The organism is Mycolicibacterium duvalii (assembly GCF_010726645.1).
Classification (GTDB): Bacteria; Actinomycetota; Actinomycetes; order Mycobacteriales; family Mycobacteriaceae; genus Mycobacterium; species Mycobacterium duvalii.
On sequence record NZ_AP022563.1, the window covers coordinates 3,495,980 to 3,516,521 of the forward strand.

19 protein-coding genes are annotated in these 20,542 nt (G+C 69.5%); 11 read left to right on the forward strand and 8 right to left on the reverse strand.

Translation table 11 applies throughout. From position 1 onward, the window contains the following. The first annotated feature begins 39 nt into the window (after positions 1–39). Together G6N31_RS16510 and G6N31_RS16515 are read left to right on the forward strand one after the other, a co-directional pair. The gene (locus G6N31_RS16510) at positions 40–1,023 is read left to right on the forward strand and encodes an Acg family FMN-binding oxidoreductase (RefSeq protein ID WP_098002514.1); all 984 of its coding nucleotides are present in this window, start codon (positions 40–42) and stop codon (positions 1,021–1,023) included. Beyond that, positions 1,020–1,898, forward strand: a complete 879-nt coding sequence (locus G6N31_RS16515; RefSeq protein WP_098002513.1) for a universal stress protein — start codon at positions 1,020–1,022, stop codon at positions 1,896–1,898. The genes G6N31_RS16510 and G6N31_RS16515 overlap by 4 nt, the downstream gene beginning before the upstream one ends. Here the strand turns inward: G6N31_RS16515 and G6N31_RS16520 are convergent. From G6N31_RS16520 to G6N31_RS16545, 6 genes are all read right to left on the reverse strand, one after another. Then, positions 1,862–2,602: a universal stress protein gene (locus G6N31_RS16520; RefSeq protein ID WP_098002512.1), complete on the reverse strand. Its 741-nt coding sequence runs from the start codon at positions 2,600–2,602 to the stop codon at positions 1,862–1,864. The genes G6N31_RS16515 and G6N31_RS16520 overlap by 37 nt on opposite strands. Before the next feature lie 30 nt (positions 2,603–2,632). Next, entirely contained in the window at positions 2,633–3,220 is a 588-nt protein-coding gene (locus G6N31_RS16525; protein ID WP_098002511.1) for an Rv1733c family protein, read from the reverse strand. Positions 3,221–3,316: 96 nt separating this feature from the next. Beyond that, entirely contained in the window at positions 3,317–4,204 is an 888-nt protein-coding gene (locus G6N31_RS16530; RefSeq protein WP_098002510.1) for a universal stress protein, read from the reverse strand. Then, positions 4,201–4,998: a ribosome hibernation promotion factor gene (locus G6N31_RS16535; protein WP_098002509.1), complete on the reverse strand. Its 798-nt coding sequence runs from the start codon at positions 4,996–4,998 to the stop codon at positions 4,201–4,203. Before G6N31_RS16535 ends, G6N31_RS16530 begins: the two co-directional genes overlap by 4 nt. After that, complete coding sequence (locus tag G6N31_RS16540; RefSeq protein WP_234815217.1) at positions 4,995–5,687, reverse strand: SRPBCC family protein; 693 nt, start codon at positions 5,685–5,687, stop codon at positions 4,995–4,997. Before G6N31_RS16540 ends, G6N31_RS16535 begins: the two co-directional genes overlap by 4 nt. Positions 5,688–5,691: 4 nt before the next feature. Then, a complete protein-coding gene (locus tag G6N31_RS16545) occupies positions 5,692–8,352 on the reverse strand; it encodes a cation-translocating P-type ATPase (protein ID WP_098002508.1) in 2,661 nt (886 codons plus the stop codon). An 86-nt stretch (positions 8,353–8,438) separates the two neighbouring features. Between G6N31_RS16545 and G6N31_RS16550 the strand changes: the two genes are divergently transcribed. Continuing rightward, a complete protein-coding gene (locus tag G6N31_RS16550) occupies positions 8,439–8,870 on the forward strand; it encodes an Hsp20/alpha crystallin family protein (protein ID WP_098002507.1) in 432 nt (143 codons plus the stop codon). Positions 8,871–8,892: 22 nt separating this feature from the next. Next, positions 8,893–9,606, forward strand: coding sequence for a hypothetical protein (locus G6N31_RS16555; RefSeq protein ID WP_098002506.1), 714 nt, complete (start codon positions 8,893–8,895; stop codon positions 9,604–9,606). Here G6N31_RS16555 and G6N31_RS16560 read toward each other — a convergent pair. Next, positions 9,576–10,427 (reverse strand): universal stress protein, encoded by an 852-nt coding sequence (locus tag G6N31_RS16560; protein WP_098002505.1) that lies wholly within the window; start codon positions 10,425–10,427, stop codon positions 9,576–9,578. The genes G6N31_RS16555 and G6N31_RS16560 overlap by 31 nt on opposite strands. A gap of 99 nt (positions 10,428–10,526) precedes the next feature. Between G6N31_RS16560 and G6N31_RS16565 the strand changes: the two genes are divergently transcribed. The 5 genes from G6N31_RS16565 to G6N31_RS16585 all read left to right on the forward strand — a co-directional run bounded on the left by G6N31_RS16565 (position 10,527) and on the right by G6N31_RS16585 (position 16,325). Continuing rightward, entirely contained in the window at positions 10,527–12,191 is a 1,665-nt protein-coding gene (locus G6N31_RS16565) for an NAD(P)/FAD-dependent oxidoreductase (RefSeq protein WP_098002504.1), read from the forward strand. Positions 12,192–12,272: 81 nt separating this feature from the next. Further along, complete coding sequence (locus tag G6N31_RS16570) at positions 12,273–13,757, forward strand: ATP-binding protein (RefSeq protein ID WP_098002503.1); 1,485 nt, start codon at positions 12,273–12,275, stop codon at positions 13,755–13,757. A 27-nt stretch (positions 13,758–13,784) separates the two neighbouring features. Further along, a complete protein-coding gene (locus G6N31_RS16575) occupies positions 13,785–14,654 on the forward strand; it encodes an LLM class F420-dependent oxidoreductase (RefSeq protein ID WP_420090343.1) in 870 nt (289 codons plus the stop codon). Positions 14,655–14,679: 25 nt separating this feature from the next. After that, a complete protein-coding gene (gene rfbB / locus G6N31_RS16580) occupies positions 14,680–15,687 on the forward strand; it encodes a dTDP-glucose 4,6-dehydratase (protein ID WP_098002501.1) in 1,008 nt (335 codons plus the stop codon). Further along, positions 15,684–16,325: a dTDP-4-dehydrorhamnose 3,5-epimerase family protein gene (locus G6N31_RS16585; RefSeq protein WP_098002500.1), complete on the forward strand. Its 642-nt coding sequence runs from the start codon at positions 15,684–15,686 to the stop codon at positions 16,323–16,325. The genes rfbB and G6N31_RS16585 overlap by 4 nt, the downstream gene beginning before the upstream one ends. On the opposite strand, the gene G6N31_RS16590 is transcribed toward G6N31_RS16585, so the two are convergent. Further along, positions 16,277–17,665, reverse strand: coding sequence for an HNH endonuclease signature motif containing protein (locus tag G6N31_RS16590; RefSeq protein WP_098002499.1), 1,389 nt, complete (start codon positions 17,663–17,665; stop codon positions 16,277–16,279). The two genes, G6N31_RS16585 and G6N31_RS16590, sit on opposite strands and share 49 nt — an antisense overlap. A gap of 169 nt (positions 17,666–17,834) precedes the next feature. On the opposite strand from G6N31_RS16590, the gene G6N31_RS16595 reads away from it, so the two are divergent. Next, positions 17,835–19,355, forward strand: a complete 1,521-nt coding sequence (locus G6N31_RS16595; protein WP_098002498.1) for a CoA-acylating methylmalonate-semialdehyde dehydrogenase — start codon at positions 17,835–17,837, stop codon at positions 19,353–19,355. 8 nt (positions 19,356–19,363) lie between these two features. Then, positions 19,364–20,527, forward strand: a complete 1,164-nt coding sequence (locus G6N31_RS16600; RefSeq protein WP_098002497.1) for an acyl-CoA dehydrogenase family protein — start codon at positions 19,364–19,366, stop codon at positions 20,525–20,527. Positions 20,528–20,542 lie beyond the last annotated feature (15 nt).

Genomic DNA, 20,542 nt, shown 5'->3' on the forward strand with positions numbered 1-20,542 from the left:
GCGCCGTCAGGCTGGAGCCAGCGAACGGAAGGTCAGCAGATGCGCGATGTGATCGTCGACTTCGACGTCGTCACCGACGCGGTGGCGCTGGCTACGCGTGCCCCGTCCCTGCACAACAGCCAGCCGTGGCGCTGGGTCGGTGACGGCGCGACCGTCTCGCTGTTCCTAGACGACACCGCGGCACCGAGATACACCGACCCCACCGGACGGGAATTGGTGATCAGCTGCGGGGCGGTTCTCGACCATTTCCGGGTGGCGATGGCCGCAGCCGGATGGGTCTGCCATGTCGACCACTTCCCCAACCCGAACAACCTGGACCACCTGGCCGCGGTGGACTTCAGCCCGATGGACTTCGTCACCGACGGGCATCGCGAACGCGCCGAGGCGATCCGCCGCCGGCGCACCGACCGGTTGCCGTTCTCCGCACCGGCCGACTGGGATCTGCTACTGACCGAGCTCGTCGCAGCGGCGGCGGTCAGCGGGGTGTCCTGCCACGTCGTCGCCGACGACGCGCGCCCCGCGCTGATCCGGGCGTCCGAGCTGACCCGCTCGGCGCGCCGCTACGAGTCCGACTATCACGCCGAGCTGGTCGGCTGGACGGCCGACGTGGTGGTGACCGAGGGCATTCCCGCGTCGGCCCTGCCGTCGGCCGCAGAACGCGAGCAGGTCGGGATCGGCCGGGACTTTCCGGAGGCCGGGCACCGCGACCGCGGCGACGACATCACCGAGGATCACGCCAAGGTCGTGGTGCTCTCCACCGAGGACAGCACCCGCGCCAGCGCCCTCCGGTGCGGGGAGCTGCTCTCGGCGGTCCTGCTCGATGCGACGCTGGCCGGCCTGGCAACCTGCACGCTGTCGCACCTGACCGAGGTGTCCGAGAGCCGGGAGATCGTCACGGCGCTGACCGGTTCGATCGGCATTCCGCAGCTGCTCGTGCGCATCGGGTCCGCCCCCGCCACCCGCGATCTCGGGCCGCCGACGCCGCGCCGGCCGACGGCTGAGGTGCTGGAGATCAGACATTGAGTTCTGCGCCGGGCTCGCCCGCGGTGGTGGTGGGGATCGACGGATCCCCTGCCGCCACCGCCGCAGCGATCTGGGCGGCCGGCGAGGCGTCGAGTCGCGACATCCCGTTGCGACTGGTGCATGCGGTCGCGCCGCCCGGCGACCTGAGCCGGGCGCGGCAGGTTCTGGACTCGGCGGTCGAGGCTGTCGAGGTGATGGACACCCCGGTCAAGATCGAGACCCAGCTCACGTGCGGCACGCCCGCCGCGGTGCTGCGAGCCGGCGCACGCGGCGCGGTGCTGCTCTGCGTCGGATCGGCCGGCCTGGCCGAGCAGCGCGTCGGCAGCAACATCGGAAGCACCGCGGCAGCCGTGGCGTGCGTGCCGCACTGCCCCGTGGTGATCGTGCACTCGGCAGGTGCCTACCGCGGGGACCCGGGGTGGGTGGTGGCCGAGGTCAGCGACTCGTCGACCGCCGAACGGACCCTGGCGCACGCGGTCGAGGAGGCCCTGCTGCGCGGCGCCCCGCTGCGCGTGATCGCGACCTGGCCGTCCCGGTACCCCGACATCTACGACGACGAGGCGGTGTCGACCAAGAACCGTCTGGTCAAGGCCCGCTGGGAGCGCCGGCTCACCGCGTGGCGGCAGCGGTATCCGGGGCTGGACATCCACGCTCAGGCAGTACCGGGCAGCATCCTGAACTACCTTGCCCGGCAACAGAAGAACATCTCCCTGGTGGTCGTCCCACACGAACGTGCGGCCGACCTCTCCGACCTGCTGACCCCCCGCGACGGGGTGCCCGGCGGCTGCTTCGACATCTTCGTCTGCGAACCCGACGACCAGCCTGCGCCGGTGGCCGGTCACGACCGCCGCAGGAGCACCGAACAGTCGGGGTAGCCCAGGATGGGATGGCTGGCCGGGACCTGGATGTCGGCCAACTCGCGGACGTCTCGCGCGCCCACGACCGCGAGTCCGAGCCCGGCCGCGCCCGCGTCGTGTCGGCAGTACTGCCGTCCGGTGCCGGCGGCGGCCAGTTCGACGTGCACGTCGGGATAGCGCCGAACCCAGCTGTCGGTGCGCTGGTCGATCAGCCGCACGGTGGCGCCGCGGAGCCGGCCTTCGTGCATGGCCAGATGAACCAGGGCGTCGGTGTCGTCGTCATCGGTGAGAACCACCGAAACCACCCCGTCGGTCTGCGCGCTGCCGTCGGTGCGAGTCCGGATGATCGCCACCGGACAGCGCGCCCGTTCCGCCAAATATCTTGCGGTGACACCGAATAACGGTGTCCCGCTACTGACGGGCCGGGCGCCGATGCAGACCATCGCAGCCTCCGACGACTCGCGGCCCAGCACGTCGCCCGGCGCCCCCACGGTCACCACCGTCTGCACCCGCGGCGCGCGGGTGACCGCGGCCGCCGCGTCGTGCGCCTCGGCCAGCATCGCGTCCGACCCACCGCGGGCGCTGGGCACCGCATGCACCAGGCGCAGGCACACGTCGCGGGCCTGGGCTTCGGCCGCCGCCCACCGGACCGCGTTCAGCGCCGCATGTGAGCCGTCGACACCGACGACGACGGGACCGTCGCCCGGATGGGTGTCGACCATGGTTCGGGTCCTCCTCCGTTCCGGCGCTGGCTAGTTGGCGTTGTTCGCGCGCCCGCCGTTGTCTGCGAGATCGTCGAGTTCGCGGTCCCAGGCGGAGAACCGCGCTCGCACCAGCCACAACCGCACGGCCGCCCAGACCGCGAGGCCGGCTCCCGCCACCATCGTCCAGAAGCCCATCGCCGCACTGACCGCTCCGGCGACGGCGTCCTCGGCGGTCGGCGCCGGCCCCGCGTGAGCGCCGGTCTCGTCGACCCATATCGGCAGGCGGTCACCGGCACTCATCCGATTGGTCCGGACCTCGTCGGTGTGCGTGACACCCGCGAAATTCCAGCGGATCTCGGTGACGTAGCGCCGCTGGTAGGGCTGCGGTGCCTCCCGGCTGTCCTGCACCGCGGTCGCGTCCACGGACTGCCGGGTCAGTTGCTGGTCGGCGAATGTGTGGACCAGACGGTCGTATTCGGCGGTGCCCACCGACCCGGCCACGGGGATCGCGAGGATGCTCAGCGCCGCGACGGCCACCACCACCATCGCCTCGACGCGATCGGTGGCCCGCACCAGCGGGTTACGCGCCACGAGCCGGCGCATCCACACGCCGACCCCGAATGTGAAGGTCTGCATAGCTCTCATCCTCGTCGGTGTGCTCGAAGCGGCGCAGAGGCGAAGGTCCCTTGTAATGAACCGGATCCGTGCCACGCCGCACCGGATCGGGCCGGGTCAGGAGCGTCGCACGACGACCACCGGGACCCGCGCCGCCTGCGCCACCGTCCAGCTGACCGACCCGAGCAGGAGTCCGGCGAAGCCGCCCCGTCCGTGGCTGCCGACGACCAGCAGCGCAGCGCCGCGGGACTCCTCGATCAACCGCCGAGCGGCGTTGTCCTGCACGACCACCCGTCGCACCGCGACGTCGGGGTAGCGCTCGCCCCAGCCTGCCAGCCGCTCCGCGAGCTCTTCATCGGCCTCGTTCGCCAGATCCTGGGCCGCCACCTCGATGTAGAAATCCGCGCGGTTCATCCAGGTGTGGACGGCCACCAGTTCCGCTCCCCGTCGCGACGCCTCGTCGAACGCAAAGGCCACGGCGGGTTCCGAGGCCTCGGACGCATCGACACCGACGACCACGGGGCCCGTCGGGACGCTCAGGGTCTCGTCGTCGCGAATCACCGCGACCGGGCAGTGCGCGTGGTGCACCAGTCCGGCGCTGGTCGACCCCAGCAGCATCCGCTCCAGCCCGCTGAGGCCGCGCGACCCCACCACCACCATGTCGGCGTCCTTGGACACGTCGATCAGTGCGCGTTTCACCGGGCCGGGCGAGATCATCTCGTCGATGCGGATCTTGCGCCGTCCGGCCACGGCGGCATTCGCGAGTTCGACGGCTTCCCGGACGATCTCGGCGGCCCGCGCCTCGCGTTGGGCGGCGTACTCCGGGGTGATCGGCACGTCGAGCCACGGACCGATCTCGTCGGTCGGCTGCACGTGGGCGACAGTCAGCGGCACGCCGCGCAGCGAAGCCTCCTGGGCGGCCCACCGCACCGCCGTCTGCGACGGCGCCGAGCCGTCGACGGCGGCGACGATTCCGTAGCTCCGTGAGTTCGCTGCGTCGCTCATGGTCCCGCCGGGGTGATCAGTCCGTAGTCGCCGTCGTAGCGCCGGTACAGCGCGCCGGCCCGGCCCTGCGCGGCATCGACGAAGAAGAGGAACGGCAGATCCAGCAGCGCCAACCGGTCGAGGGCCTCCTGCTCGTTCAGGCAGGGCAGCGGGTGCGGGCTGATGGTGACCTTGCCCTTGAACGGCGCCACCTCGCCGGCCAGCGCCGGCGCCACCAGGGCCAACCGATACCCGGTCGGGCCGCCCCGATAGACGACTGCGGTTGTCTCCGAGCCGATTTCGGTGAAGAGATGGAAGTCGTAGTCCAGCGACTCCATGTCAGCCACGGCATCGTCGACGGTACAGGGTGTCATCGCGAAGGATTTGCGCCGCACGATGCGGGGCTCCCCGGATCCGGGTGGCAGCGATCGTGGCGCGCGCTCGGATGCCGCGCCGCCGCGCCACGGAGGCGCGGCCTCGGGTCCCTTGGGCGCTTTCCAGCGTGCGGTGAGGTGTTCGAGTCTGCGACGCAGCCGCGCCTCCAACACGTCGATGGCCTCCTGCGCGGTGGCGGCCTGCACCTGGGCGCGCACCGGCCGGCCCCCCACCTCCAGGTTGGCCTGCGCGATCACGGGCCGCTCGACGGCCAGGTCACGACTGCGGGTCAGCCGGACCCGGGCGTGCGAGATCGGCCGGTGAGCGAAACGGGCCAGCGCGGCGATCTTCTCCTGTGCGTACTCGGTGACGCCTGGCGACTCGTCGCGGGCGGTGATGTCGACTGCGAGGTCCGGGCTTGCTTCTACTCCGTTGCTCATGGCTCGTTGGTACGCGGCACACCGGCCGCCGCGTTAGGGCCTAAGGTCCCCGGTCCACCCCCGGCTGCGCCGAGCTCCACCCGCCGCTTGACACCCAACAACATTCCGCGCGTGACGAATGCCCGCGCCGGCCCGGCCAGCTCGGCGAAGGCGACCTCGCCCGGGTGCCGCAGCGCCAGTCGTGACCGGATCAGCAACCGGCAGCGGTCCTCCCAGTGCGGCAGCAGATGAAACGACCACACCATCTCCCACGGCAACTGCGGGGGCGCGGCACGCAGCACGATCGAATGCGGCGCATCGATCGCGGCCACCGTCATCTCGACACCGTGCCGGAGCCCGAGCCAGCCGCGCGGTACCAGGCGGACCGGATCACCGACGGCCAGATCCTGCCATTCGGGGTGGATCCGATCGGCGTTGCGGTAATCCAGTCCCAGCGCGTTCTCGAGCGCTTCGAAGCTGTAGAGGCCACCCCGGTCCTGCCCCATCTGGACCAGCCACGGCCACACCTGCTCGGCGGCGGCCTCGATCCAGACCCCCTCGGTGGCCTGCAGCACGGGCGCCGCGAGCAGGTGGTCACCGGGCAGCACGCTGGTCGACTCCTCTTTGGTGGTGCCCCAGTCACGGAAATAGCGCCGCGCGGCGTACAGCAGCCCGGCCGCGGTCAGGACCTTCACCATGCGGTTCACCATGACGTCATCGTCGCGCGCCCGAGCGCGGACGCGCTAGGGCCGCTGGTCCTTTCCGAGACCGGCGGCGGTGTTTGTCTGCGGCGTCGACCAGCAGCACGGCCGGCACCGACAGCGCGGCGACCAGGAATCCCGCCGTCGTCGGTCCGGTGTGGGTGAGCGCCGTCGCGATCGGCGGCACGTACAGCAGCACCAGCAGCAGGACGAGTTCGACGGCCACCGCGCCCACCAGCAGCGCGTTGGTGCGGAGCGACAGCCGCCATGCCGGGAGTTCGTCGCTGCGACAGGCGAATGCGTTGGCCGCCTGGCCGAGCACGATCGCGGTGAAGGCCGCCCCGGATGCCGACCACATCAGAGCACCGGTCGTGAACTCCTGTCCGGGTCGCCATCCCGCAGCGACGAACGTCGCGGTGAAAGCCAGCAGGGCCACCGCGGCTTCGGCCAGTCCGAGGACCAGGAAGGCGCGAACCAGAATGGCCCGGTCGAGCAGGTGCCCGCGCACGGGCGGACCGTCGAGCACTCGCTTGTCCGGCGGTTCGGCGCCCAGCGCGAGCGCCGGGAAGACATCGGTTCCGATGTCGAGGGCCAACACCTGCAGCACCCCGATGGCCAACGGGAATCGGCCGGCGCTGAGCGCCCAGACGACGAAGGGCGCCAATTCGGCGACATTGTCGGAGAGGTGGTAGGTCAGGAAGCGGCGGATGTTGATGAAAGTGGAACGCCCCTCCTCGATCGCCGTGACGATGGTCGCGAAGTTGTCGTCGAGCAACACGACGTCGGCAGCCGCACGGGCCACGTCGGTCCCGCTGCGGCCCATCGCCACCCCGATCGCGGCCGCCTGCAGTGCCGGGGCATCGTTGACGCCGTCACCCGTCATCGCCACCACGTGACCGCGGCGACGCAGCGCCTGCGCGATCCGGAGCTTGGTCTCCGGGTCGACGCGGGCCACCACCAGTCCGTCCCGGTCGAGCAGTGCGCCCAATTCGTCGAGGTCGTCGGGCAACTGGCTGCCGAGCAGAACCTCCCGGTCGGTGTCCTCGAGCCGCAGGCCGGTTTCGCGCGCCACGGCCATCGCCGTGTCCGGATGATCCCCGGTCACCATCGCGACCCGGATGCCCGCACGTCGACAGGTACGCAACACGGCGGGCACCGACGGCCGGGGCGGATCCTCCAGCGCGACCAGACCCAACAAGGTCAGGTCCTTCTCGACGTCCTGCGGTGAGGTCGGCCGATCGGCGCGGCAGGCTGTTCGTCCCGCAGCGACCGCCAACACTCTCAACCCCCGGCCGGTCAGTTCGGTCAGCGCAGCGTGTGCCCCGGATTCGGCCCGGCATAGCGGCAGCACCGCGTCGGGGGCGCCTTTGACGCACACGTGCCCGTCGGTGACCACCGACATGCGCCGCCGGCGGGGGTCGAACGGGAACCTGAGCTGATCGGCCCGGTCGTCGGTGGTGTCGAGCACACCGACACGCTGCGCGAACGCGTCGAGCGCGGCCTCCATCGGGTCGCCACGGGCCTGCCAGGACCCATCGGCCTGCTCGATCCGTCCTGTCGAACACCGCCGTGCCGCCGCGGCGAGATCTCTGACAGCACGTTCGGCTTCCGGTGCGACGACCACGTCGGCGGTGGGCTGGTAGCCGACGCCGTCGATGACGGCCGCACCGCGCGGGGTCCAGGCCCGGACCACCGACATCCGATTCTGGGTCAGCGTCCCGGTCTTGTCCGTGCAGATGTAGGTGGTCGAGCCCAGCGTCTGGACCGCCTCGAGGTGGCGGACCAGTGCATGACGGCGCGCCATCCGCTGCGCCCCCATGGCCAGCGAGAGCGTCACCGTGGGCAACAGTCCCTCTGGCACCACCGCTACGGTCACCCCGATGGCGAACAGAAAGCCCTGTGCGACAGGCATTCCGAAGATAACCGAGAACGCGAAGAACACCGCACCCACCCCCAGCGCCGCGCCTGCGATGACCCGGGAGGCACGGGTCAGTTCCCGGCGCAGCGGTGTCGGCAACTGGCGCTCGGAAGTGAGGCCGGCGATCCCGGCCAGCCGGGTGTGGTCGCCGGTGGCCGTCACGACGACCAGCGCTTCGCCCTCGACGACGAAGCAACCGGCGTACACGGCGTCGGCCACGCCCGGCCGCTCGGGCACGCTCTCGCCGGTCATCGCCGAGGTGTCCACGGCCAGCCCTGCGGCGCGGTGGATCTCGCCGTCGGCCGAGATCCGGTCGCCTTCGGCGAGCAGCATCGCGTCACCGACGACCAGGTCTTCGGCGTTGATCTCCACGCTGATGCCGTCGCGGATCACCCGCGCCCGCCGCGGCAACATCTGGCGCAGCTTCTCCGACGCCCGCTGAGCGCGCGCCTCCTGGGCGAACGCGAACAGCGCATTGAGGACGATGACGACGAAGATCGCCACCCCCAACTGCGGCAAACCGGCGACGAACGCCAGCACCCCGGCAGCCCAGAACAGCACCGCGAAGAAATGCAGCATCTCGGCGCCGAGCACCCGCCACCACGGCATCGGGCGCTGGACCGGCAGGTGGTTGGGGCCGTTGTCGTCGAGCAGGCGCCGGGCCTGCGCCGAGGTCAGGCCCACGGGTGCGCTGCCCAGCACGCGATCACTGTAGCCAGGGGCCGGCCCGCCGCTCACCGGGCGAATGACCCCCATCGGGAGGACTTCCGCCCCTAGTGGCGGGCCGCCGGTGGTGGTCGGATGCGAAGGGCAAGCGTCTGCCTCGATGTCAAGGAGGAAACATGAACAACGTCGCCGTGCAGCAGCCCCATCGGTCGGCCTGGCCCGAGGTCTCCGAACTCTTCTCGGGATTCCCGTCGTGGGCAGGTCTGCGTCCGATGTTCGGCAAACACGTCATCAAGGTCGAGGACGACATCAAGGATGGCAAATACGTACTGCAGGCCGAGATTCCGGGTGTGGACCCGGAGAAGGACGTCGAGATCACCGTCCGCGACGGTGTGCTCACCATCAAGGCCGAGCGCAGCGAGAAGAAGGAATCCAACGGCCGCTCGGAGTTCTCGTACGGGTCGTTCACCCGCGCGGTGACGCTGCCCGGCGGCGCCGACGAGGACGCCATCAAAGCCAGCTACGACAAAGGCATCCTGAGCGTTTCGGTGCCGTTGAAGGAATCCGACGTCCCGGAGAAGCGCATCCCGGTCGAGCCGGCCGGCTGAGCCGCGCCGAGGGCTTGCCGTGATGGGCACGCAGAGGCCGCTGGTCGCGGACGTCATGGCCGCGATCGGCATCGCCGCGCTCTACCAGGTCCACGTGCGGCCGTGGATGTACACGTGGGGCGCACGGCCCGACGAGGTCGCCGCGGCGCTGCCCGGCGATGACCTGGTCGACCCGGTCGCGCCACGGACGACGCGGGCGGTCACGATCGACGCGTCGCCGCGCGAGGTGTGGCCGTGGCTGGTGCAGATAGGCGAGGACCGCGCGGGCTTCTACAGTTACTCGCTGCTGGAGCGCGCGGTTCTGGCCGACGTGCACAACGCCTGGCAGATTCACCCCGAATGGCAGCACCTGCGGGTGGGTGACACCGTCTGGCTGGCCCGTCGCTACGGGCTCGGGGCCCGCCAGATCGTCGCGCAGATCCGCCCCGAGTCACATCTGGTGCTGGTCTCGCCCGATGACTACGAGCGGCTGCAGCGCGGTGAAAAGGCCTCCGGCTGCTGGTCTTTCGTGCTGCGGCGGGAGATCGGCTGGACCCGGCTGGTGGTACGCGGCTGCGGCGGGGCGGTCGGTCACTTCTGGTTCGACATACCGCATTTCGTGATGGAGCAGAAGATGATGCGCGGTATCGCGGTGCGCGCGCAGCGGACTCGCCGCAGTGCCATCGCCGCCAGTGTCGCGCGCCATCCGTCGTATGTGCCGCCGGGTCAGCCGTGCACCACCAGCACCGGACGGTGACACCGGCGCACGGTGGCCACAGCGACGCTGCCCAGCAACACCTCCCGCACCGCTGAATGACCTTTCGCCGCGACGGCCACCACCGCGGCGTTGTGGTCGTCGGCGCACGCGATCAGCGCCTCGGCGATCAGCCGGTCGCGCGGCTTGGCGAAACCGCTGGGCTTGTCCACCGTGACGACCTCGAGGCCCTCGGCCGCGGGACCGGGTGCGAAGGGCTCGTCGTCGTCCCGCACCGCGGCCAGAACGATCCGCCTGCCGGGAAAAAGCTGTCGCACCTTGGCGATCGCGGCCTCGGCGCGGTCGGACCTGTCGTAGCCGACGAGGACCGGCCCGTCGGCCAGCGCGTCGAACTCGCTGCGCAGCAGCGGATCGGGCACCACCAGCACCGGCACGGTCGCATAGTGCACCGTCATGTCGCAGACGCCGCCGATGTCGTCCTTGGTGCCGTCGAGTCCCCGGTCGCCGATCACCAGAGCGTCGGCCTGCAGCTGTTCGGCCAGCTGCGCCAGCCGCATCCCGTCCGAATCGGTCGTCCGCTCGACCACCTTCTCGGCCGCCCAGCCGGCGGCCCGGGCCAGCGCCACGCCCGCATCGGTGACCGACTCGGCTTCCCACGCCCCCTCGCTGTCCACGAGCGTGGCGAGTTCGTCGGAGTTCTGCGCGATGTCGCGCAGCCGTCGACGCAGCCCCACACTGGCGAACGGCGGCGCCCAGATGTGGGTCACCCAGGCGTGGGCGCGCGGAAACAGAGCGGAGCCGGCCGTGATGGCCGCACCGGCCGCCGGGGATCCGTCGTATCCGACCATCAGCTTCGTCGACATCCGCCCTCTTTCGTCACCGGTAGCCCAAAGTTACCTTAGGCACCCGAGCAGGCACCGGCGCCGAGATTTCCGCTGGACAGGCGGCGCATACTTGATGCGATGACCGGACCGGAGTACCAGCCCCGCAAGCCCGTGATCCTCACCGTGGACGACGACCCCGCGGTGTCGCGCGCCGTCGCCCGGGATCTGCGCAGGCACTACGGCGAGAAGTTCCGCGTGGTGCGCGCCGAGTCGGGTCCCGATGCGCTGCAGACCCTCAACGAATTGAAGTTGCGCGGCGAGACCGTGGCGGTGTTCGTCGCCGACTACCGGATGCCGCAGATGAGCGGCATCGAGTTCCTCGAGTCGGCGATGGACATCTTCCCGATGGCGCGCCGGGTGTTGCTGACCGCCTACGCCGACACCCACGCCGCGATCGACGCGATCAATGTCGTCGACCTCGACCATTACCTGCTCAAGCCGTGGGACCCCCCGCAGGAGAAGCTGTATCCGGTGATCGACGCGCTGATCGACGCCTGGCGGTCCACCGGCGACCGGGCCATCCCGCACACCAAGATCATCGGGCACCCGTGGAACGCCCGCTCATCGGAGGTGCGCGAATTCCTGGCCCGGAACCGCCTGTACTACACCTGGTTCCGCTCCGACGAGCCCCGCGGCGCCCAGCTGCTGGACGCGGCCGGCCACGACGGGCTGACGCTGCCGGTGGTCATCACCGAGCAGGGTGAGACGCTCGTCGACCCCACCGACGCCGAGCTGGCCGCCACGCTGGGCCTGACCACCACGCCGTCGGGTGACTTCTACGACCTCGTGGTCATCGGCGGCGGTCCGGCCGGCCTGGCCGCGGCGGTCTACGCCGCGTCGGAGGGCCTCAAGACGGTGCTCATCGAGCGCACCGCGACCGGCGGACAGGCCGGGCAGAGCTCGCGCATCGAGAACTATCTCGGTTTCCCGGACGGGCTGTCGGGTGCCCAGCTGGCCGAGCGGGCACGCCGGCAGGCGGAGAAGTTCGACGCGGAGCTGATCACCGCGGCCGAGGTGGTCCGGCTCGAGGTCGACGGCAACGCGCGCACCGTGCACCTGTCCGACGGACGCACGATCGGCACCCGCGCGGCGATCCTGGCCATGGGCGTCGAATACCGCCAACTGCCCGCCGAGGGCTGCGCCGACCTCACCGGCGCCGGGGTCTACTACGGCGCGACCGCGTCGGTGGCCGCGGACTGCGACGGCGACGAGGTCTACGTCATCGGCGGTGCGAACTCCGCCGGGCAGGCGGCGATGTATCTGGCCCGGACCGCTAAGTCGGTGACCATCGTCAGCCGGCGCACCCTCGAGGACTCGATGTCGCACTACCTGATCCAGCAGATCCGGGCGCAGGACAACATCCGGGAGCTGCCGCACACCGTCGTGCACGCGGTCACCGGTGACGGCCATCTCGAGGGGATCTGTCTGGAGAACCTCCACACCGGTGCGCGCGAGGAGGCCGACTGCGGCCGGATGTTCATCTTCATCGGCGCCGAACCGCGCACCGACTGGCTCGACGGGGTCGTCGTCCGCGACGACCACGGCTTCATCCTCGCCGGACCCGACCTGCGCGACGTCTCCGGCTGGACGCTGGAGCGCCCGCCGCACCATCTGGAGTCCAGCGTGCCCGGGGTGTTCGTCGCCGGCGACGTCCGAGCCGAATCGGCCAAGCGGGTCGCCGCGGCCGTCGGCGAAGGGTCGATGGCGGTGATGCTGGTGCACCGCTACCTGGCCGAGACGTAGCCGGCCGTGACACCGGTGGGTGGAATCGACGTCGCGGGACCCGCGTTTCATCCGTCACTGCCTCTGTAGGAAGGATCACCCATGGGCGAGAAGTGTCTGCCCGAGGAACTGCGCACCCTGTTCCTTTTCGAGGCGCTCAGTGACGACCAGCTCGCGACGTTGTGCGCCAACGGCCACATCCAGACCTTCGAGCCGGGACCGATCTGCACCGAAGGTGACCCGGCGACGTGCTTCTACGTGCTGATCGACGGTGAACTGGTGATGTCGAAGCGCTCGGGCGGGGTGGACATCGAGACCAACCGCACGTCGCAGCGCGGCGTGTACTGCGGCGCCTGGTCGGCCTACGTGCCGGGTGAGAAACACCTGTATGAGGCCTCGGTGCGGGTCACCCGGCCGTCGCGGTTCTTCGTGCTGGACGCGGGTGCGTTCGCGGCGTTCATGCAGAAGGAATTCCCGATGGCGGTGCACCTGCTGGAGGGCCACATGGTCGGCGGGCTGCGACAGCGCCAGATCCTGGGTCAGCGCGAGAAGCTGCTGGCACTCGGCCAGCTCTCGGCGGGCCTGACCCATCAGCTCAACAACCCGGCCGGAGCCACCGCACGCGCCGTCGCCGATCTGCGCGAAGGTGTCGGCAAGGTGCGGCACAAGCTCGCCATGCTGGCCGACGGCAAGTTCACCCCGGCGGCGCTGAAGGTCCTGGTCAGCATCTCCGACGAGGTCGCCGAACAGGTCGCGAAGTCGAAATCGCAGGAGCTGGGGGCTCTGGAGATCGCCGACCGCGAGGACCAGATCGGCGACTGGCTCGACGAGCACGGCATCTCCGCGGCGTGGGACTACGCGCCGACGTTCGTCGAGGCGGGCCTCGACGTCGACTGGCTGGAACGCGTGGCGGCCTCGATCGCCGACGTCGACTGCTCGGCGACGTTGCCCGGCGCCGTCGGGTGGTTGAAGTACACGATCGACAACGAGCTGCTGATGAACCAGATCGCCGAGGCGAGCAAGCGCATCTCGGCGCTGCTGGCCGGCGCACGGCAGTACTCGCAGATGGACCGTGCGGAGTACCAGAGCGCCAACGTCCACGAGCTGCTCTACAGCACCGTCAAGACGATCTTCGGAGACAAGGTCGGCAAGGACGGCGCGGTCACCCTGGTCTGGGATAAAGACCCGTCGCTGCCCGAACTGCAGTGCTACCCAGGCGATCTCAACCAGGTCTGGACAAACCTGATCGACAACGCGATCCAGGCGATGGACGGTCACGGCACGCTGACCATCCGGACCCGCCGCCAGGACAACGACAGCGGCATCGTCGTCGAGATCTGCGATGACGGCCCCGGCATCCCCGACGACATCGTCGACCGGATCTTCACCCCGTTCTTCACGACCAAACCGTTCGGCGAGGGCACCGGACTGGGCCTGGATCTGGCCTGGCGCATCGTGGTGGAGAAACACCACGGTCATCTGGCCGTGCAGTCGCAGCCGGGCGACACCCGGTTCACCGTGTCGCTGCCCTGGGTGGCACCGGCCCCACAGAGCCCGACCGAGGTTGTGGTCGCCGGCGACGACTGACAACGTGGTGGGCAACAGACTGAAGGGATGGCAATGACCGAGGGTGTATCGCTGGGTGTTTCGCTCAAACCCGCGCTGGGACGTTTCGGAGTGTGGACAGGTACGCCCGTCACTCCCGATCAAGCCGTCGAGATCGAGAAGCTCGGGTACGGCACCGTGTGGGTGGGCGCGTCGCCCGCGGCCGACCTGTCGTTCGTCGAGCCGATCCTCGACCGCACCGAGAAGCTGCAGGTCGCGACCGGGATCGTCAACATCTGGACCGCCGAGGCGGCCGAGGTCGCGAAGTCCTACCACCGCATCGAGAAGGCGTTCGCCGGTCGTTTCGTGCTCGGTGTCGGTGTCGGCCATCCGGAGCACACCGAGCAGTACGCCAGCCCGTACAAGGCACTCAACGACTATCTGGACGCGCTCGACGCGGCCAAGGTCCCGACGAGCCGACGAGTGATCGCCGCGCTCGGCCCCAAGGTGCTGCAGCTGGCGGCCCAGCGCGCCGCCGGCGCCCACCCGTACCTGACCACGCCGGTGCACACCGGCCAGGCGCGCGAGTTGGTCGGCCCCACCGTGCTCCTGGCGCCCGAGCACAAGGTGGTGCTCACCGACGACAGCGAGAAGGCCCGCGAGGTCGGCCGCGCGGCCGTCGACTTCTATCTCGGGTTGTCGAACTACGTCAACAACTGGAAGCGGCTCGGTTTCACCGACGAGGACCTCGAACCCCCCGGCACCGACCGGTTCATCGATGCGGTGGTGGCCCACGGCACACCCGACCAGATCGCCGCGCGGCTGACCGAGCATCTGCAGGCCGGCGCCGACCACGTCGCGATCCAGGTTCTCGGCGGCTCCGACGAGCTGCTCTCGACGCTCGAGGAGCTCGCCGGGCCACTGGGCACCGCCGGCTGACCGGGCGCGGGTTAGGGTGCCACCCATGCGGTTGCTGGTTACCGGCGGCGCGGGATTCATCGGCGCGAACTTCGTCCATGCGACCGTGCGGGAACGCCCCGATGTCCGGGTGACGGTCCTCGACGCGCTCACCTATGCCGGCACCCGGGAGTCGCTGGCCCCCGTCGACGACGACATCCGGCTGGTGGCCGGCGACATCACCGACGCCGAGCTGGTGGGCACGCTCGTCGCCGAGGCCGACGCGGTGGTGCACTTCGCCGCCGAGACCCATGTCGACAATGCGCTGGCCGACCCCGAGCCGTTCGTCCGGTCCAACGTCGTCGGCACCTTCACTGTGCTGGAGGCGGTGCGGCACGCGTCTACCTCGAAAGCCGTTCGCCTGCATCATGTGTCGACCGACGAGGTGTACGGCGATCTGCCGCTGGACAGCCCGGAGCGCTTCACCGACGCGACGCCGTACAACCCGTCGAGCCCGTACTCCGCCACCAAGGCCGCGGCCGACATGCTGGTACGCGCGTGGGTGCGCTCCTACCGGGTGGCCGCGACGTTGTCGAACTGCTCGAACAACTACGGCCCGTACCAGCATGTGGAGAAATTCATCCCACGGCAGATCACCAATGTCCTGACCGGCCGGCGACCCAAGCTCTACGGGTCGGGCGCCAACGTGCGCGACTGGATTCATGTCGACGACCACAACAGTGCGGTCTGGCACATCCTCGAGCGCGGCGAGACCGGCCGAACGTATCTGATCGGAGCCGACGGCGAGCAGGACAACCTGACCGTGCTGCGCACCATCCTGCGGCTCATGGGCCGCGCGCCCGACGACTTCGACCACGTCACCGACCGCGCCGGCCACGATCTGCGGTACGCGATCGACCCCGCCCCGCTGCGCGACGAACTCGGCTGGAAACCCGAGCACACCGACTTCGAGACGGGCCTGCGCGAGACCATCGATTGGTATCGCGCCAACGAATCCTGGTGGGGGCCCATCAAAGACGCCGTGGAGTCCCGGTACGCGGAGCGCGAGGGGTGAGCGCACGCGAGCTGTCGGTCCCCGGCGCTTGGGAGCTGACACCTGTGGTGCATCACGATGCCCGGGGATCCTTCCACGAGTGGTTCACCGAGACGGAGTTCGGCGACCTCACCGGACACCCGCTGAACCTGCGGCAGGCCAACTGCTCGGTGTCGCATGCGGGCGTGCTGCGGGGGCTGCACTTCGCCCAGCTGCCACCCGGTCAGGCCAAGTACGTCACCTGCACCCGGGGCGCGGTCCTCGACGTGGTGGTCGACATCCGCGTCGGCTCACCGACCTTCGGCCGGTGGGACGCCGTCCGACTCGACGACACCGACCACCGGTCGGTCTATCTCTCCGAGGGCCTCGGCCACGCGTTCCTCGCGCTGGCAGACCGGTCCACAGTGACCTACCTGTGCTCGGCGCCCTACGACCCGACCCGGGAGCACAACGTCACCCCACTGGACCCGGCACTGAACATCGACTGGCCCTACGACGGCGAGCTGATCCTGTCCGACCGCGACCGTGCTGCCCCCACCCTCGACGAGGCGCGCGCGGCCGGCCTGCTCCCGACGTGGGAACAGGCGCAGGCCTTCGTCGCCGAACTGCGTCACGGCGCGGCCCCGCCGACATCCGGGTCGTCCGGGTCGTCCGCGTAGAGCAGCATCCGCTCCGGGTGGTGCAGATCGTTCACCCGCGCCTGCCCGGTGTCCAGACTCGGCGGAGGAATCCATTCGGTGCGGCCATCGGCGCGCTGCACCGTTGTCCACCCAGTGTTCTCGATCATGAGGTTGTCCGGCCCGCAGGCCAGCGTCAGATCGTCGATGTCGGTACGGCCCCCGCGCTTCCAGTCGGACGTGCCATGGTGCGCCTGGCAGCGGTAACCGCAGGCGTCGCATCCGGGACGGGTACAGCCGCGGTACTTTGCGTGCAGAACGATTCGCTGCGCCGCGCTCGCACAGCGCCGGGTCCGTCCGAGATACAGCGCCTGCTCGGTGTGGTCGTCGAACACCGCCAGATAGTGATGAGCGTGCGCAGCCATCCGGATCAGGTCGCGCATCGGCAGCAACGAGCCACCACCGGTGACCGCCTGCCCCGCACCCGATTCCAAATCGCGCAGCGTGGTCGACACGATCACCGTGACCGGTAGCCCGTTGAGTTGCCCCGGTTTCGGTGAGCACAACAACATCCGGCCCATCGCCAACAGTGCGTCGTGGTTGCGCTGCGATTGCGACCGCGAATCCTTGGCTGCGACCCCGTCGTCTGGCGCACCATCGATCGTCGGTGATTCGTCGTCGGGATTGCACATGCCGGGCGCGGAGAACTTCGCGAACAGCACCTCGTACACCGCCCTGGCCTCCGGCGTGAGTTCTCCACTGATCCGGCTCATGCCATCCGGACGTTGGGGTCCGAGGTGCACGCCACGCTTGCGGGACCTCTCCGCGTCGCTGAAGTCACCGTCCGGATGTAAGTGCGCGAGCAATCGATTCGCGGCTTTCCGCAGCCCTTCGGGACCTTGCCGTCCGGCGATGACCGCCAGCGTTCGCTCCGCTTCGATGCGGGTCGCGGCGTCGACTGCATCCGGCAGGGTGGCGAAGAATTGCCGGATCACCTTGACGTGCTCGGCGCCGATCTGCCCGCGGCGCTGGGCCTCGGCGGTGCGTTCGAGGACCGGAGCCAGCGCCTCACCCGTCATCGCCGTGCGCGGGGACAGTTCGGCAGCGACGTCCAGGCGCTGACGCGCCTCGGAAGCACTGATCCGCAATCGGAACGCCAGCAGCTTCGGCCAGGATGTGGCACCCAGTTCCATCGGGTTGGCCTCGGCCGACAACCGGGTCACGACGCGATGTGCCAGCACCGGAGCGCGGCGGGAGTCGGACTCCAGCGCGTCCATCACCTCGAGGAGTTCGGTATGGCTCAACGCAGTCAGGTCCAGCGCATTCACGGCATCGCGCGTGGCCGCCAACGCCGCGAGAGCCGCCGCGACTGAACCTTCCATGAATCGAACACTAGTTCGATCCGAGCGCGTCGGGCAGTCTCGTCAACGCAGATCACGCCAGTCTGGGGATGAACCCGGAATTGGGGTTAACCGATCGAGAGCGGCCCTTGCGAACGCCCGCGCCGCATTACTAGGATATCCAAGTATCCACGCGGAAGAAGGCTTGAACATGACCACACGCATCCCCCACTTCATCGACGGCAAGCGCAGCGACCTCTCGTCGACGCGCACCGCCGACGTGCTGAACCCGAGCACCGGCACCGTGCAGGCCGAAGTGCTGCTTGCCAGCGCAGCCGACGTCGACACCGCCGTCGCGTCGGCCGTCGAGGCGCAGAAGGAGTGGGCGGCGTGGAATCCGCAGCGCCGCGCCCGCGTGATGATGAAGTTCATCGAGTTGGTCAACGCCAACACCGAAGAGCTGGCGGAGCTGTTGAGCAAGGAGCACGGCAAGACCGTCGCCGACTCCAAGGGCGACATCCAGCGCGGCATCGAGGTCATCGAGTTCGCGATCGGGATCCCGCACCTGCTCAAGGGTGAGTACACCGAAGGCGCCGGCGGCGGTATCGACGTCTACTCGATGCGGCAGCCGCTCGGTGTGGTCGCCGGCGTCACGCCGTTCAACTTCCCGGCGATGATTCCGCTGTGGAAAGCCGGGCCTGCGCTGGCCTGTGGAAACGCGTTCATCCTCAAGCCTTCTGAGCGCGATCCGTCGGTTCCGGTCCGGCTGGCCGAGCTGTTCATCGAGGCCGGTCTGCCGGCGGGCGTGTTCCAGGTCGTCCACGGCGACAAGGAGGCCGTCGACGCGATCCTCGCGCATCCCGACATCCAGGCTGTCGGCTTCGTCGGTTCCTCCGACATCGCGCAGTACATCTACTCCACCGCCGCCGCCAACGGCAAGCGCTCGCAGTGCTTCGGCGGCGCGAAGAACCACATGATCGTGATGCCCGACGCCGACCTCGATCAGGCCGTCGACGCACTCATCGGCGCCGGCTACGGCAGCGCGGGTGAGCGTTGCATGGCGATCAGCGTCGCGGTGCCGGTCGGCAAAGAGACGGCGAACCGCCTGCGCGCCCGCTTGGTCGAGCGGGTCAAGCAACTCCGTGTGGGCCACAGCCTGGATCCGAAGGCCGATTACGGACCGCTGGTCACCGAGGCCGCGCTCAACCGGGTCAAGGACTACATCGCCCAGGGCGTGGAAGCCGGTGCCGAGCTCGTGGTCGACGGTCGCGAACGCGGTTCGGACGAGCTGACTTTCGACGACGACAGCCTCGAGGGCGGCTACTTCATCGGGCCCACCCTCTTCGATCACGTCACCACCGACATGTCGATCTACACCGACGAGATCTTCGGGCCGGTGTTGTGCATCGTGCGCGCCGACGACTACGAACACGCACTGCGGCTGCCCACCGAGCACGAATACGGCAACGGCGTGGCGATCTTCACCCGCGACGGTGACGCCGCCCGCGACTTCGTGGCCCGCGTGCAGGTCGGTATGGTCGGCGTCAATGTGCCGATCCCGGTTCCGGTGTCCTACCACACCTTCGGCGGCTGGAAGCGGTCCGGCTTCGGCGACCTCAACCAGCACGGCCCGCACTCGATCCTGTTCTACACCAAGACCAAGACCGTGACCCAGCGGTGGCCGTCGGGCATCAAGGATGGCGCGGAGTTCGTCATCCCGACCATGAAATAGTCTGGCAAATGGATTATTTCGGCCTCGACGACGACGAGCGCGTCATCGCCGAGACGGCCGCCGCATTCGCCGAGAAGCGCCTGGCGCCGCACGCGCTGGAGTGGGATGAGACCCATCACTTCCCCACCGACGTGCTGCGCGAGGCCGCCGAGCTCGGCATGGCGGCCATCTACTGCCGCGAGGATGTCGGCGGCAGCGGCCTGCGGCGCATCGACGCGGTGCGGATCTTCGAGAAGCTCGCTACCGCCGACCCGACGGTGTCGGCGTTCCTGTCCATCCACAACATGTGCGCATGGATGGTGGACAGTTTCGGCACCGAGGAGCAGCGCAAGGAGTGGGTGCCGCGGCTGGCGTCGATGGATGCGATCGCCAGCTACTGCCTGACCGAGCCGGGCGCCGGATCCGACGCCGGTGCGTTGCGCACCAAGGCCGTTCGCTCCGGTGACGACTACGTCCTCGACGGCGTCAAGCAGTTCATCTCCGGCGCCGGGTCCTCGGACGTCTACATCGTGATGGCGCGCACCGGAGATGATGGCCCGAGAGGCATCTCGACGTTCGTGGTGCCCAAGGACGCGCCGGGCCTGAGCTTCGGCACCGATGAGCAGAAGATGGGCTGGAACGCCCAGCCCACCAAGCAGGTCATCTTCGAAGGCGCACGAGTGCCGGCCGACGCGATGCTCGGCGGCGCCGACGGCCAGGGCACCGGATTCGGTATCGCGATGCAGGGCCTCAACGGCGGGCGCCTCAACATCGCGGCGTGTTCGTTGGGCGGTGCACAGACCGCCTACGAGAAGGCCGCCTCGTACCTGGCCGACCGGCAGGCCTTCGGCGGGTCCCTGCTCGACGAGCCGACGATCCGGTTCACCCTCGCCGACATGGTCACCGCACTGGAGACGTCCCGGACGTTGCTGTGGCGTGCGGCAACGGCTCTCGACGACAACCACCCCGACAAGGTGGAACTGTGCGCGATGGCCAAACGCTACGTCACCGACGCCTGCTTCGACGTGGCCGATCAGGCGCTGCAACTGCACGGCGGTTACGGCTATCTGCGCGAGTACGGCCTGGAGAAGATCGTCCGTGATCTGCGGGTGCACCGGATCCTGGAAGGCACCAACGAAATCATGCGCGTGGTGATCGGGCGGGCAGCCGCCTCCCGAGCCCGCGCATCCTGACACGAGGGATTGATG

Bases quoted from the DNA above. Each gene is read 5' to 3' on its own strand.
- G6N31_RS16525 (WP_098002511.1), bottom strand. From the start codon at position 3,220: ATGCAGACCTTCACATTCGGGGTCGGCGTGTGGATGCGCCGGCTCGTG.
- G6N31_RS16550 (WP_098002507.1), top strand. From the start codon at position 8,439: ATGAACAACGTCGCCGTGCAGCAGCCCCATCGGTCGGCCTGGCCCGAG.
- G6N31_RS16600 (WP_098002497.1), top strand. From the start codon at position 19,364: ATGGATTATTTCGGCCTCGACGACGACGAGCGCGTCATCGCCGAGACG.
- G6N31_RS16565 (WP_098002504.1), top strand. From the start codon at position 10,527: ATGACCGGACCGGAGTACCAGCCCCGCAAGCCCGTGATCCTCACCGTG.
- G6N31_RS16520 (WP_098002512.1), bottom strand. From the start codon at position 2,602: ATGGTCGACACCCATCCGGGCGACGGTCCCGTCGTCGTCGGTGTCGAC.
- G6N31_RS16510 (WP_098002514.1), top strand. From the start codon at position 40: ATGCGCGATGTGATCGTCGACTTCGACGTCGTCACCGACGCGGTGGCG.
- G6N31_RS16575 (WP_420090343.1), top strand. From the start codon at position 13,785: ATGGCAATGACCGAGGGTGTATCGCTGGGTGTTTCGCTCAAACCCGCG.
- G6N31_RS16535 (WP_098002509.1), bottom strand. From the start codon at position 4,998: ATGAGCAACGGAGTAGAAGCAAGCCCGGACCTCGCAGTCGACATCACC.
- G6N31_RS16530 (WP_098002510.1), bottom strand. From the start codon at position 4,204: ATGAGCGACGCAGCGAACTCACGGAGCTACGGAATCGTCGCCGCCGTC.
- G6N31_RS16555 (WP_098002506.1), top strand. From the start codon at position 8,893: ATGGGCACGCAGAGGCCGCTGGTCGCGGACGTCATGGCCGCGATCGGC.
- G6N31_RS16570 (WP_098002503.1), top strand. From the start codon at position 12,273: ATGGGCGAGAAGTGTCTGCCCGAGGAACTGCGCACCCTGTTCCTTTTC.
- G6N31_RS16540 (WP_234815217.1), bottom strand. From the start codon at position 5,687: ATGGTGAACCGCATGGTGAAGGTCCTGACCGCGGCCGGGCTGCTGTAC.
- G6N31_RS16560 (WP_098002505.1), bottom strand. From the start codon at position 10,427: ATGTCGACGAAGCTGATGGTCGGATACGACGGATCCCCGGCGGCCGGT.
- G6N31_RS16545 (WP_098002508.1), bottom strand. From the start codon at position 8,352: ATGGGGGTCATTCGCCCGGTGAGCGGCGGGCCGGCCCCTGGCTACAGT.
- G6N31_RS16595 (WP_098002498.1), top strand. From the start codon at position 17,835: ATGACCACACGCATCCCCCACTTCATCGACGGCAAGCGCAGCGACCTC.
- rfbB (WP_098002501.1), top strand. From the start codon at position 14,680: ATGCGGTTGCTGGTTACCGGCGGCGCGGGATTCATCGGCGCGAACTTC.
- G6N31_RS16590 (WP_098002499.1), bottom strand. From the start codon at position 17,665: ATGGAAGGTTCAGTCGCGGCGGCTCTCGCGGCGTTGGCGGCCACGCGC.